We start from the raw sequence: 13,102 nt of genomic DNA, 5'->3' as shown, positions 1-13,102 counted from the left end.
GGTCGTGGCAGGGGGTCGCGGCCCTGCTCGATGCGGGAGGTCGCGCGTGATCACTTTCGATGCTGTCACCAAACGCTATCCGGACGGGACGGTCGCCGTGGACCGCCTCGGCCTGGAGGCGCGCACGGGGGAGATCACCGTGCTCGTCGGCCCCTCGGGGTGCGGCAAGACGACGTCGCTCCGGATGATCAACCGGATGATCGACCCCAGCGAGGGCCGGATCCTGCTCGACGGCGCTCCGGTGGACACCGTCGATCCCCCGGTGCTGCGCCGCGGCATCGGGTACGTGATCCAGCAGGCGGGTCTCTTCCCGCACCGCAAGGTCGTCGACAACGTCGCCACCGTCCCGTACCTGCTCGGCTGGAACCGCAAGCGGGCCCGCGGCCGGGCCATGGAGCTGCTTGAGCGGGTCGGCCTGGACCCCGCGATGGGCGAGCGTTACCCGTTCCAGCTGTCCGGCGGGCAGCAGCAGCGGGTGGGGGTGGCCAGGGCGCTGGCCGCCGACCCGCCCGTGCTGCTCATGGACGAGCCGTTCAGCGCGGTCGACCCGGTGGTCCGCACGAACCTCCAGGACGAGCTGATCAGGCTCCAGGCCGAGCTGAACAAGACCATCGTGTTCGTCACCCACGACATCGACGAGGCGATCAAGCTCGGCGACCGGGTGGCGGTGCTGCGCGTGGGCGGCAAGCTGGCGCAGGTCGCCGACCCCAAGACGCTGCTGACGGAGCCCGCCGACGACTTCGTGCGCGAGTTCCTCGGCCGCGACCGGGGGATCCGCCGCCTGCAGTTCGTCTCCACGGGCGGGCTGCGCCTGCGCACCGACCTGACCGTGCGGGAGGGCGCCGACGGGCGGGGCGACGAGCCGTGGCTGCTCGCGCTCACCGCCGAGGGACGGGCCGCCGGCTGGCTGGCGCGCGGCCGGCCGGGCGAGCTGGGGCCCGCGGGCACGTTCCGCCACGGCCGCGACTCCATGCGCGCGGCGCTGGACGCGGCGCTGCTGTCCCCGTCGGGTCACGCGGTGGCGGTGGACGAGCAGGACAAGGTCGTCGGGGTGGCCACCCGGCAGGCGCTCGACGAGGCGCTGACGGAGGCCGTCCATGGGTGACGGGCCTCCCTCACTCTGGGAGTGGATCGCCCGCAACTGGGACACCGGGCGGGCCGGCAGCATCAGGGACCTGCTGAGCGACCACCTGCTGATGTCGCTGGTGCCGATCGTCGCCGGGCTGGCGCTGGCCCTGCCGCTCGGGCTCGCCTGCATCCGGTGGCGGTGGCTCTACCAGCCCACCGCGGCCGTGTTCAACGTGCTCTACGCGCTGCCGTCGCTGCCGCTGTTCATGCTGCTGATCTCGGTCACCGGGCTGTCGCCGGTCACCGTGATCATCCCGCTGATCTTCTACGCGATGGCCGTGCTCATCCCCGCCGTGGTCGACGGGATCCGCGCGGTGCCCGAGCACGTCCGGCAGTCGGCGGTGGCCATGGGCTTCACGCCGCTGCGCCGGCTGGTGCAGGTGGAGCTGCCGATCGCGGCGCCGGTGGTGATCGCCGGGCTGCGGGTGGTGGCCGTCTCCAGCATCAGCCTGGTCAGCGTGGGCGCGCTGATCGGGCAGGGCGGGCTGGGCATGCTGTTCACCCGCGCCTACCAGAACCCGTTCCTGCCGCCGGTCGTCGTCGGCATCGGGCTGATCGTGCTGCTCGCGCTGGTCGCCGACGGGCTGCTGGTGCTCGCGCAGCGGCTGCTGACGCCGTGGGAACGGGCGAGGAGGGCGACGTGAACTGGCTCGTCGACTTCTTCGGCGACCCCGCGCACTGGTCGGGGCCGTACGGGATCCCGGTGCGGCTGCTGGAGCACCTGGAGTTCTCCGCGCTGGCCCTCTTCCTGGCCACGCTGGTCGCGGTGCCGCTCGGCCTGCTGATCGGTCACACCGGCAGGGGCCACCTGGTCGTGGTGGTCTCCGCCAACCTGGCCAGGGCGATCCCCACGCTGGGCGTGCTGGTGCTGTTCGTGCTGCTGCTCGGCACCGCGTCGATCTGGCCGGTGATCATCCCGCTGGTGCTGCTGGCCGTGCCGCCGATCCTGGTCAACACCTTCGAGGGGATCAGGGGGGTGGACCCGGAGCTGCGTGACGCCGCGTACGGGATGGGGCTGCGTGGCGGGCAGGTTCTGGGGCAGGTGCTGGTGCCGGTGGCGCTGCCGCTGATCCTGCTGGGGCTGCGGCTGTCGGCCATCCAGGTGGTCGCGACCACGACGGTCGCGGCCTACACCGGTCTGGGCGGGCTCGGGCGGTTCGTCATCGACGGTTTCGCGACACAGGATTACGCGAGCGTCTTCGGGGGTTCTGTGTTGATTGTGCTGTTCGCGCTCGTGGTGCAGGTCGGATTCACGCTCGTACAGAGAGTGACCGTCTCCCCGGGCGTGAGCCGGCGACTGAAGGTACGTGACAGTGGTGCAACCTCCCGCTAGAAGGGGAAACAACTGATGAGACGCATGTTCGGCACCGCGGCGGTGCTCCTGTCCGCGGCGCTCGCGCTGGCCGGCTGTGGCGGCGGCGGCGGTGACAACCCGCTGCAGAGCACGGCCGCCACGCCGACCGGGTCGGCTTCCGGCGGGGGGACTGTCGTGATCGGGTCGTTCGACTTCGACGAGAGCGTGCTGCTCGCGTCGATCTACGCCCAGGCGCTGGAGGCCAAGGGCGTGCAGGTGGAGGAGAAGCCGCGGATCGGCAGCCGCGAGGTCGTCTACGACCAGGTGAAGGGCGGCGGGCTGACGATCGTGCCCGAGTACAACGGCAACCTGCTCGCCTACGTCGACAAGGAGAACACCGCGGCGACCGCCGAGGAGATCAACGCCGCGCTGAAGGAGAAGCTGCCGCCCGAGCTGGAGGTGCTCGACTCCTCCCCGGCCGAGGACAAGGACACCCTCTCGGTCACCAAGGAGACGGCGCAGAAGACCGCCACCATGGACGACCTGGCCAAGGTGTCGAAGGACATGGTGGTGGGCGGCCCGCCGGAGTTCAAGGACCGCTGGGAGCAGCGTTTCAAGGACGTGTACGGGATCGAGTTCAAGGAGTGGAAGCCGACGGGGCCCACGACGGCCGACGCCATCAAGGACGGCTCCATCCAGGTGGGCAACGTCTTCAGCACCGACCCGAAGATGACCATCAACGAGCTGGCGCCCCTTGAGGACACCAAGAACATCTTCCCGGCCCAGAACGTGACCCCGCTGGTCCACAAGGCCACGGTGGACGACACGGTCAGGACGACGCTCAACGGCGTCTCCGCCAAGCTGACGACGGACTCGCTGCTCGACATGATGCAGAAGATCTCCGTCAACAAGGACGAGCCCGCCACGGTGGCCGGGGAATGGCTGACCTCGAACGGCCTCGGCTGACCCGCCCCGCCCGGATCCGGGGGGCCGGGCGGTGAGCGAGTTCACCGACGCCATGGCGCAGCTCGCGGCGGGCGTGTCGGTCGTCACCGTGCGCGACGGGCGCGACGACGTGGGCGTCACCGTCTCCACGCTGATGTCGGTGTCGCTGGACCCGCCGCTGATGCTCGTCAGCCTGGGCAGCGGGGGCTACGTCAACGAGGTGCTGCTGCGCCAGGACCGGTGGGCGTGCTCCCTGCTGTCGTCAGGCCAGGCGGCGATGGCCAGCCGGTTCGCGGCGGCGGGCCGGCCGAGCGCCCGCCACCTGGTGGCGGGCGTCCCGCACCATCGCGGCCCGCACTCGGACGCGATCGTCCTGGACGGCGGCGTCGCCGCGCTGGAGGCGGAGACCACGCGGGTGGTGCCGGCGGGCGACCACACGCTGTTCGTGGCCCGGGTCCTGGCCGTCGACTACGTGGCCCCGGGCCTGCGGCCTCTCATCCGCCTGCGGGGCCGCTACCGCGCGGTCGGCGCCTAGCGGATCGTGTACCAGGCGGGGAGCGCGAGCGGACCGGTCGCCGGGAGGCCGAGCTCGGCGGAGAGCCTGGCCAGCGGGCCCCAGGAGTCCAGGCGCACCCTGGCCAGGGCCGCGGCCTTGTCGTCGCTGGACTCGGGGCCGCGCAGGCGCTCCAGCGGGTTGAGCCTGGGATAGACCCGGACCGGGGCGTCCTCGGCGAGGCCGACCCGCTTCCTGGCCAGCTGCAGCGCGTCCTCCAGCCCGCCCAGCTCGTCGACCAGGCCGCCCGCCCGTGCGTCGGCGCCCGTCCAGACTCGGCCGCGGGCCAGCTCGTGGGCGCGCTCACGGCTCAGATCACGGGCCTCGGCCACCTTGCCCACGAAGTCGTCGTAGATCCTGTCGAGCCAGGCGTTGACCCGCTCCCACTGCTCCGGCGAGAAGCCGCGCGAGGTGGAGAACATGCCCGCGTTCGCGCCCTGGGCGACGTGGTCGGTGTCCACGCCGAGCTTCTCCAGCAGCTCCGACAGCACCGGCTTGCCGCCGAGCACGCCGATCGAGCCGGTGAGCGTGCCCGGCTGAGCCACGATCACGTCGGCGGCCATCGAGACGAAGTAGCCGCCGGAGGCCGCCACGTCGCCCATCGACACGATCACGGGCTTGACCTTGCGCGTCAGCACCACCTCACGCCACACCGTGTCGGAGGCCACGTACGAGCCGCCCGGGCTGTCGACGCGGAACACCACGGCCTTGACGTGCTCGTCGCGGCGGGCGGCGCGCAGCGCGGCGCTGATCGTGTCGGAGCCCATCGCGCCGCCCCCGCCGAGCGGGCTGCGGCCGCTGCGGCCGGTGCGGATCGCGCCGTCGCCGTGGACGAGCGCGATGCCGTCGGCGGTCGGATGCGGCAGCTTCTTGACGGCCGACGCCCGGTGGTAGCGGGACACGTACTGCAGCAGGGAGTCCTCGCCGGCGGCGCGCTTGACCTCGCCGTACACCTCGTCCCGGTAGGCCAGGCCGTCGACCAGCCCGGCGTCCACCGCCTCGGCGCCGATGAACGGGCCGCGGTCGATCAGCTCGCGCACCTTGCCGGGGTCGAGCCGGCGGCCGTCGGCGATGCCGGCCACGATCTGCTCGGTGATGGACTCGACGATCCGGGCCATCGACTCGCGGTGCGGCTCGGTCATGTGGTCCTGGGTGAAGGTGTTGGCCGCGGTCTTGTACTCGTGGCGCTGGCCGATCTCGTAGTCGACGCCGAGCTTGCCCAGCGCGTTCTTGAGGAAGCGCTGCTCCAGGACCACGCCGGTGAGCCCCACGTCGCCGCTGGGCTGCAGGTAGACCCGGTCGAAGGCGCTGGCCAGGAAGTACGGGATCGTGCCGGCGCCGAACTCGCCGAACGTCTCGGCGAAGGCCACGGTCCGCTTGCCGGAGGCGCGGAACTCGACGACGGCCTGGCGCAGCTCCTGGACGGTCGCCAGCCCGATCGGATTGCCGCCGATCTTCACGATCAGCGCCTTGACCCGGGAGTCCTGCCGGGCCCGCTTGAGCCCGGCCAGCACGTCGGACAGGCGGGGCTTGCGCATGGACAGCAGCGCGGCCAGCGGGTCCGAGGGCGGCCCCTGGGTGAGCCCCTCGGTGAGGTCGAGTTCAAGTACGAGCGGAGCGGTGCGCCGCTGCCGGAGCTTCTCGACGGTTTCGAAGATCGCCTTGCCTGGGTCCATAGAGCCACCCTAAGCGGCAGAAGTCGGGCGCGTGTGTCCAACTCCTGCCAAGTGGGGCGGCTCAGCCCTGCGTGACGGCCGAGGTCGCGCGGCCCAGGTCGATGCGCGGCGTGCCGACGCTCCGGGAGGAGGCGCTGTAGACGATGGACCGGCCGGTCTCCTGGAGCCGCCGCAGGATCTGCGCCGCGTCGAGCGCCGGAAACGCCTGCTTCATCACCGCGAACGCCCCAGCCACGTGCGGCGCGGACATCGACGTGCCGCTCATCGACGCGTACGTGTCGTCCGGCACCGAGGACTCGATCGTCACGCCCGGCGCGAACAGGTCGAGCAGCGCGCCCCGGTTGGAGAAGACGGCGACCGCGTCGGCGTCGTCGGTGGCGCCCACCGTGACGGCGCTGGAGATGCACGCGGGCGAGGCGACGCCGTCGCGCGCGCTCCCGTTGCCGGCCGCCACCACGGGCGCGACGCCCAGGTTCAGCAGCGTGTCGAACTGGCCCTTGAGCGCCGACGCCTCCGGGTCGGCGTCGCAGTGCGCCCGGAAGGGGCCGCTGCCGCCGAAGCTCATGTTCACCGAGGCCACGTTGTACGTCCTGGCCACGCGGGTGACGTAGTCCAGCGCCAGCTTCTGGTCGGAGGTGTAGGTGACGAAGCAGGGGGCCTGGGCGCCGACCCCGCCGCAGCCCGTGGCGGTGTCGACCCGGCTGAAGACCTGGATGGGCAGGACCGCCGCGTCGGGGGCGACCCCGTTGCCGGGGGCGCCGGGCGCGTTCCGGCCCGCGGCGATGCCGGCCACGTGGGTCCCGTGGCCGCACTGGTTGACGCCGCGCGACATGCAGCGCGGGATCGTGGTGTCCGCCGCGCCCGGCCCGGTCTGGGTGTCCTCGCCGCTCGGGCACAGGGACACGGACCCGGTGCTCGCGTCGGTGGTGGAGAAGCAGGCCTGGTCCACGATGCGGCCGGACAGGAACGGATGGTCGCCGTCGATGCCCAGGTCCAGGACGGCGACGGTGGCGCCGCGGCCCGTCCAGCCCGCCGCGTTGGCCCGGTCCGAGCCGATCACCCGGGTGCTGTCGGCCAGAAAGGGCACGCTCGGCCGGTCCGCGTACACGGCCTGGACCCGGGGGTCCCTGCGCAGCTCGGCGAGGGTGGCGGCGTCGACCTCGGCGACCAGGAAGCCCGCCGAGGCGGACGACTCCAGCACCTTGGCGCCGGCCGAGGCCCGCTCGACGTCCGTGGCGACCTTGCCCACCGGCTGGCCTGGCCGCAGTTCGACGATGGAGCGGACCTTCTTCTCGGACCTGATCTGCTCGACCAGGCCGTTGCCGACGGTGGGACCGTCGCTGACAGGAGTGCCGGCGTTCCCCGCGGGCGCCGTGCCCACGATCGTCGTCAGCGCGACCGCGCAGGCGAGCACAGAGCGAGATCCCACGGGTTTCCTCCGAGACGTCAAGCGGACGACACGGCGGATAGCTCCCCGGTCGTGTCGTCCGTGACGCCTCGGTTTTCTAGCCTTTTACCGGGATTTGATCACCTTGGTGGCAGCTTTCTTGAGCGCGGCATTCGTGGGCTTCTTGGCCAGCCGCACCTTCTCTGATGATTTGAGGGTCTTGGTGCCGTTCACGCCGTGCGCCCAGTTGAGCCAGCCGGTGAGCAGCGCGCTGTCCAGCCTGCGCTTGGCGGTCTTGGTGTTCTTGATCACCCGGTACGCCTTGCCCAGCGACGAGGCCTTGGTCAGCTCGGGGAAGACCTTGCTGGCCTTGCCCACCAGCTTCAGGTAGCAGGTGAGGGTCTCGTCGCTCATCGTGCCGCTGCCGCGGTGGATCTCCTTGGCCCACTGCTTGGCGGTCAGCCGCTTGGCCGCGGTGCCCCTGGTGCAGACCGGCGCGGCCTTGGCGGCCGGGGTCGGCGTGACGGTGATCGTGACTGTGACGGTGACCGTCGGCAGCGGCACCGGCGTCGGGTCGTCGGACGGCTGCTCCGGCTCGGGGGTCGGGCCGCTGCCCGTCGGGTCGGGCTGAGGGCTCGGGTCCGGGTCGGCCGGGTCCGGGTCCCCCGGGCCAGGATCGGCCGGGTCGGGGGCGGCCGGCGGGCTCTGGCTGATCTCCGGCTGCGGCGTGCCGCCCGTCACCGCCGCCGCCACGTCCAGCCTCGGCGTGCGCACCTCGGCGCCGTCGACCTGGTAGACGTACGGCCTGCCGGTCGACACGAGCTTGGCGATCAGGTCTGGCATCGGCGTGTCCGGCGACTGCGCCTTCAGCAGCGCCAGCGCGCCCGCCACGTGCGGGGTGGCCATCGAGGTGCCGCTGTAGGTGGTCATCTGGTCGTCAGGCACCGACGACTCGATGTCCACGCCGGGCGCGAACAGGTCGAGCAGCGCGCCCCGGTTGGAGAAGTCGGCGATGGCGTCGCCGTCGTCGTTCGCCCCGACGGCCACCGCGGAGCTGATGCAGGCGGGGAACGTGGCGCCCTCGAAGTACTCGTTGCCGGCCGCGACTACGGTCGCGACGCCCTTGGCGAGCAGCGCGTCGATCTTCGGCTTGAAGACCTGCGCCTCCTCGCTGTCGTCGCAGCTCGTCTCGTACGGCATGCCGCCCAGGCTCAGGTTCACCGCCGCGATGGGCTCGGTGAGCGAGGCCACGTGGTCCAGGGCCAGCCGCAGCGACGACTCGTACGCCAGCAGGCAGGCGGCCGCGCCGCACAGGTCCTCGTCGTTGACCCGGCTGAACACCTGCACCGCGACGATCCCCGCGCCGGGCGCGACGCCGCCGGTGCCCGCGGCGATGCCGGCCACGTGGGTGCCGTGGTCGCACAGGTTCGTCCCGTCCAGCAGGCACTTGGCCGTGGTGGCGTCGGCCGAGCCGGCGCCGACCTGGCTGGTCTGGCCGTTGGGGCAGAGCGACTCGACGCCCGCGTCCACGGCGGAGAAGCAGGCCTCGGCCACCACCCGGCCGCTCAGGAACGGGTGGTCGAGGTCGACGCCGGTGTCCAGGATCGCGATGTTCTGTCCGGCCCCGGTGTGACCGGCGGCGTGCGCCTGGTCGGCCCCGATCTGCGCGATGCTGGAGGCCAGCGCGGGCGGGTAGGCGCGGTCGCGGTGGATGGACGTCACCCGGGGGTCCTCGGCGAGCGCGGCCAGCTCCTCGGCCGTGCCCTCGACCACCATGAACGGCTGGGCCTGAGGCTGCAGCAGCACCTCGACGCTGCCTTCGGCGGCCCTGGCCGCCATCGGGGCGTGCTGGGCGGGGTCGGTCAGCTCGACGATGGCGCGCACGCTGCCGCCGTCGACGGCTAAGCCCTCCTCGACCTTCTCTTCGGCGCTCGTGGCGGCGGGGGTGGGGGTCGGTGTGGGCAGCGTCGGCGTTAAATCGTCGGCGAACGCCGGCGCCGCGGGGAGCAGCGCCAGCATGATCGCGGTGGCGATCAGGGGGCGAAGTCGCACCGGCTTCCTCCGAGGAGACATGATCTCGGAGTTTAAGGTGATTTGTCAGGACCGGACAGGCCCTGCCGCTCCTTTCTCACCAGACTTTCAGGCACCAGTCAGGAAGGCGGAGAGGTCAGCCAGACCGCGCCCATCGGCGGCACCCGCAACGTCGTCGAGTAGCGCAGGCCGTGCCACGGCTCGTCGACCGCCTCCACCTCGCCCATGTTGCCCACGCCGCTGCCCCAGTACTCGTAGGCGTCGGTGTTGACCGCCTCCTCCCACCGCCCCCCGTACGGGAGCCCGAGCCGGTAGTTCTCGTGCGCCCCGCCGCTGAAGTTGACCACGCACGCCACCGCGGACCCGTCCTTCGCGTACCGCAGGAACGAGAACGTGTTGCCCGGCGCGTCGTCGGCGTCGATCCACCGGAAACCCTCGGGCCTGGTGTCCTGCTCCCACAGCGCCGGGGTGTCCTTGTAGAACCGGTTGAGGTCGCGTACCAGCCTCTGCACGCCCTGGTGACCGTCGAACTCCAGCACCCACCAGTCGAGCCCGCGCTCCTCCGACCACTCCGAGCCCTGACCGAACTCGCCGCCCATGAACAGCAGCTGCTTGCCCGGATGCGCCCACATGAACGCCAGCAGCGCGCGCAGCTGGGCGAAGCGCTGCCACTCGTCGCCGGGCATCTTGCCCATCAGCGAGCCCTTGCCGTGCACCACCTCGTCATGGGAGAGCGGCAGGACGTAGTTCTCCGAGTAGGCGTAGATGAGGGAGAACGTCATCTGATGGTGGTGGTACTGCCGGAAGATCGGCTCGTGCCGGAGATACTCCAGCGTGTCGTGCATCCACCCCATGTTCCACTTGAACCCGAAGCCGAGCCCGCCCAGGTGCACCGGCCGTGACACTCCCGGCCAGGCGGTCGACTCCTCGGCCACGGTCGCGATGCCGGGCGCCTCCCGGTAGCAGACCGAGTTCATCTCCTTGAGGAACTCGACCGCGTCGAGGTTCTCCCGGCCGCCGTAGACGTTGGGGGTCCACTCGCCCTCCCGGCGGGAGTAGTCGAGATAGAGCATCGAGGCCACCGCGTCCACCCGCAGGCCGTCGATGTGGAACTCCTTGAGCCAGTAGAGCGCGTTGGCGACCAGGAAGTTGCGCACCTCGCGGCGCCCGAAGTCGAACACGTACGTGCCCCAGTCGGGGTGCTCGCCCCTGGCCGGGTCGGCGTGCTCGTAGAGCGGGGTGCCGTCGAAGCGGGCCAGCGCCCAGTCGTCCATCGGGAAGTGCGCCGGCACCCAGTCGAGCACCACCCCGATGCCCTTGGCGTGCATCCGGTCGACGAACGCGCGGAACTCGTCGGGGGTGCCGAAGCGGGCCGTCGGCGCGTAGTAGGAGGTCACCTGGTAGCCCCACGACCCGCCGAACGGGTGCTCGGCCACCGGCAGCAGCTCCACGTGCGTGAAGCCCAGGTCGGCCACGTACTCCGAGAGCTGGTCGGCCAGCTCCAGATAGGACAGGCCGGGCCGCCACGAGCCCAGGTGGACCTCGTAGATGCTCATCGGCCCGTTGCGCGGCTGCTCGTCGCGCCGCCCCGCCATCCACTCCTCGTCGGCCCAGACGTAGTCGGACTGCTCGACGACCGAGGCGGTCTGCGGGGGCAGCTCGGTCCTGCGCGCCATCGGGTCGGCCTTGTCGCGCCATACGCCGTCGGCGCCCAGCACCTGGTACTTGTAACGTTCGCCCGCGCCGAGACCGGGGACGAACAGCTCCCACACCCCCGAGCGGCCCAGCGAGCGCATGGGGTAGGCGGTGCCGTCCCAGTGGTTGAAGTCGCCGATCACCCGGATGCCGCGGGCGTTGGGCGCCCAGACGGCGAACGCCGTGCCCGGCGTGTCCTGGTGTTCCATCACGCGGGCGCCGAGCACCTCCCACAGCCGCTCGTGCCGCCCCTCGCCGATCAGGTGCAGGTCGACCTCGCCCAGCGTGGGCCAGTGCCGGTACGGGTCGCGCGTCTCGTGCGCCTCACCGCCGGGATAGCGCACGCTCAAGGTGTACGAGGGAACCTTGTCCAGACCGGGGACCGTGGTCTCGAACACGCCGTGGGCCACGTGCTTCATGTCGTGCGCGGTGCCGTCGTCCAGCACCACGCGGACCCGTTCGGCGAGCGGGCGCAGCGCTCGGAAGGTCACCCCACCCGCGCCTGGGTGGGCGCCCAGCACGGAATGCGGATCGTGGTGCGCCCCGCCCGCGAGGCGGTCGAGCTCTGTCCTCATCGGCATGCTCCCAACACTGCCCTATGGCGACCGTCCATCTGTGGCACTGCCCGCATTCACCCCGACAATCACCGAAAGTGCGGAATCTTGGGTTTATCGGGGATTGACCTCAAGCGTGGTTGGGTTTTTAGCGTTCCATGCATGGACATACAACAGCGTGCGGGAAAGCGGGAGTGGATCGGCCTGGCCGTCCTCATCCTGCCGACCCTGCTGCTCTCGATAGACGTGACCGTGCTGCACCTGGCCGTGCCCGCGCTGAGTGAGGACCTCCGGCCCACCGGGGCGCAGCTGCTGTGGATCAACGACATCTACGGGTTCCTGATCGCCGGCTTCCTCATCCCCATGGGCACGCTGGGCGACCGGATCGGGCGCAGGCGGCTGCTGCTGATCGGGGCCGCGGCCTTCGCGCTCGCCTCCGCCGCGGCCGCGTACGCGCCGAGCGCCGAAGTGCTCATCGCCGCCCGCGCCGCGCTGGGCGTGGCGGGCGCGACGCTGATGCCCTCGACACTGTCGCTGATCCGCACCATGTTCCACGACCCCGCCCAGCGGACGACCGCGATCAGCCTGTGGATGGTCGGCTTCACCGGCGGCATGGTGATCGGGCCGCTGCTCGGCGGATCACTGCTGGAGACCTTCTGGTGGGGGGCGGCGTTCCTGCTCGGGGTGCCGGTGATGGCCGTGCTGCTGGTGGCGGGGCCGCTGCTGCTGCCCGAGTACCGCTCGCCCGCCGTGGGCCGGATCGACGCCCCCAGTGTGGTGCTGTCGGTGGCGGCCGCGCTCGCGGTCACCTACGGGGTGAAGGAGCTGGCCGCCGGCGGGGCGGGCGCCGTCGCGCCGCTCTCCCTGGTGGCGGGGACGGCGCTGGCGGTGGTCTTCGTACGAAGGCAGCGCGGGCTGGCCGAACCCCTGCTCGACCTGCGGCTGTTCGCCGAGCGGCGCTTCTCCGGGGCGCTGGGCACGCTGATGCTGGTCATCCTGGTGGGGCCGGGGATCGGCCTGCTGACGGCGCAGTACCTGCAACTCGTGCTCGGCCTGTCGCCGCTGGAGGCCGGGCTGTGGACGCTGCCCAACGCGGTGGCGATCATCTTCGGGTTCGTGGCGACCCCGGCGCTGGCGCGGCGGGTCCGGCCCGCGGTCCTCGCGGCCGGGGGACTGGTGCTCGGCGCGGCAGGGGTCCTGCTCCTCACCATGGCGGGCACGTCGGGGCTCGCCGCGCTGGTGACCGGGCAGACGCTGTTCTTCCTGGGCGGCTCGCCGCTGCTCGTGCTGGGCATCGACATCGTGGTCGGCGCGGCGCCGCCGGAGCGCTCCGGCTCGGCGGCGGCGCTGTCGGAGACCGCCCAGGAGTTCGGCGGCGCGGCCGGGCTGGCCGTCTTCGGGAGCATCGCCGCCGCCGTCTACCAGGCCCGCCTGCGCGTACCGGAGGAAGTCCCCGCCGAGGCGGCGGCAGCGGCCCGCGACACCCTGGGCGGCGCCATGGCCGTCGCGTCCGGTCAGCCCGCCTCCGTCGCCGCCACGCTCGCGGAGGCGGCCAGGGCCGCCTTCACCACGAGCCTCACGGTCACGGCGGCGGCCGCCTCGGTCGTCCTGCTCGCCGCGGCGATCCTGGCGGCCACCACCCTGCGCCACGTCCCCCGGCTCGGCTCCTCGCCCGACGGTTCGTAACCGGATCGAAGGTAAAGAATTCGTGCGGGATCCCCGATGTCATAGGGGATCCCGTCGCCGGGGCCCGTCCCGCGCTTGCCCTTTCCCTTGCGCGACGATTACCTTCGGACCCATCGATGGCACGCGCTTGAGCAGCGCTTTTAGGTAAGCCCC

10 protein-coding genes are annotated in these 13,102 nt (G+C 71.8%); 6 read left to right on the top strand and 4 right to left on the bottom strand.

The features are described from left to right. The first annotated feature begins 46 nt into the window (after positions 1-46). From AB0K05_RS43370 to AB0K05_RS43350, 5 genes are read left to right on the top strand one after another with little or no spacing between them, the layout of a single operon-like run. Positions 47-1,105, top strand: coding sequence for an ATP-binding cassette domain-containing protein (locus AB0K05_RS43370; RefSeq protein ID WP_219550988.1), 1,059 nt, complete (start codon positions 47-49; stop codon positions 1,103-1,105). Further along, on the top strand, positions 1,098-1,772 hold the full coding sequence (locus AB0K05_RS43365) for an ABC transporter permease (RefSeq protein ID WP_148029419.1): 675 nt from the start codon (positions 1,098-1,100) through the stop codon (positions 1,770-1,772). The genes AB0K05_RS43370 and AB0K05_RS43365 overlap by 8 nt, the downstream gene beginning before the upstream one ends. Next, positions 1,769-2,461: an ABC transporter permease subunit gene (locus tag AB0K05_RS43360; RefSeq protein WP_148029420.1), complete on the top strand. Its 693-nt coding sequence runs from the start codon at positions 1,769-1,771 to the stop codon at positions 2,459-2,461. The genes AB0K05_RS43365 and AB0K05_RS43360 overlap by 4 nt, the downstream gene beginning before the upstream one ends. A gap of 15 nt (positions 2,462-2,476) precedes the next feature. Continuing rightward, positions 2,477-3,388, top strand: coding sequence for an ABC transporter substrate-binding protein (locus AB0K05_RS43355; protein ID WP_148029421.1), 912 nt, complete (start codon positions 2,477-2,479; stop codon positions 3,386-3,388). A 31-nt stretch (positions 3,389-3,419) separates the two neighbouring features. Beyond that, the gene (locus tag AB0K05_RS43350; protein ID WP_261808325.1) at positions 3,420-3,902 is read left to right on the top strand and encodes a flavin reductase family protein; all 483 of its coding nucleotides are present in this window, start codon (positions 3,420-3,422) and stop codon (positions 3,900-3,902) included. Here the strand turns inward: AB0K05_RS43350 and sppA are convergent. From sppA to glgB, 4 genes are all read right to left on the bottom strand, one after another. Beyond that, complete coding sequence (gene sppA, locus AB0K05_RS43345) at positions 3,899-5,596, bottom strand: signal peptide peptidase SppA (RefSeq protein ID WP_364237489.1); 1,698 nt, start codon at positions 5,594-5,596, stop codon at positions 3,899-3,901. The two genes, AB0K05_RS43350 and sppA, sit on opposite strands and share 4 nt — an antisense overlap. 61 nt (positions 5,597-5,657) lie before the next feature. Beyond that, positions 5,658-7,025: a S8 family serine peptidase gene (locus tag AB0K05_RS43340; protein WP_364237487.1), complete on the bottom strand. Its 1,368-nt coding sequence runs from the start codon at positions 7,023-7,025 to the stop codon at positions 5,658-5,660. A gap of 84 nt (positions 7,026-7,109) precedes the next feature. Beyond that, on the bottom strand, positions 7,110-9,035 hold the full coding sequence (locus AB0K05_RS43335; protein WP_271277195.1) for a S8 family serine peptidase: 1,926 nt from the start codon (positions 9,033-9,035) through the stop codon (positions 7,110-7,112). Between the two features lie 98 nt (positions 9,036-9,133). After that, entirely contained in the window at positions 9,134-11,284 is a 2,151-nt protein-coding gene (glgB, locus tag AB0K05_RS43330; RefSeq protein WP_364237484.1) for a 1,4-alpha-glucan branching protein GlgB, read from the bottom strand. 141 nt (positions 11,285-11,425) lie between these two features. On the opposite strand from glgB, the gene AB0K05_RS43325 reads away from it, so the two are divergent. After that, entirely contained in the window at positions 11,426-12,949 is a 1,524-nt protein-coding gene (locus AB0K05_RS43325; RefSeq protein WP_364237482.1) for an MFS transporter, read from the top strand. The last annotated feature ends 153 nt before the right edge of the window (positions 12,950-13,102 follow it).

Source organism: Nonomuraea sp. NPDC049486 (assembly GCF_040676925.1).
GTDB classification, from domain to species: Bacteria; Actinomycetota; Actinomycetes; order Streptosporangiales; family Streptosporangiaceae; genus Nonomuraea; species Nonomuraea ferruginea.
This window is presented reverse-complemented; position numbering and strand designations above follow the sequence as displayed.

Excerpts from the sequence above, each read along its gene's own strand:
- AB0K05_RS43365 (WP_148029419.1), top strand. The coding sequence starts at position 1,098 with ATGGGTGACGGGCCTCCCTCACTCTGGGAGTGGATCGCCCGCAACTGG.
- glgB (WP_364237484.1), bottom strand. The coding sequence starts at position 11,284 with ATGAGGACAGAGCTCGACCGCCTCGCGGGCGGGGCGCACCACGATCCG.
- AB0K05_RS43355 (WP_148029421.1), top strand. The coding sequence starts at position 2,477 with ATGAGACGCATGTTCGGCACCGCGGCGGTGCTCCTGTCCGCGGCGCTC.
- sppA (WP_364237489.1), bottom strand. The coding sequence starts at position 5,596 with ATGGACCCAGGCAAGGCGATCTTCGAAACCGTCGAGAAGCTCCGGCAG.
- AB0K05_RS43325 (WP_364237482.1), top strand. The coding sequence starts at position 11,426 with ATGGACATACAACAGCGTGCGGGAAAGCGGGAGTGGATCGGCCTGGCC.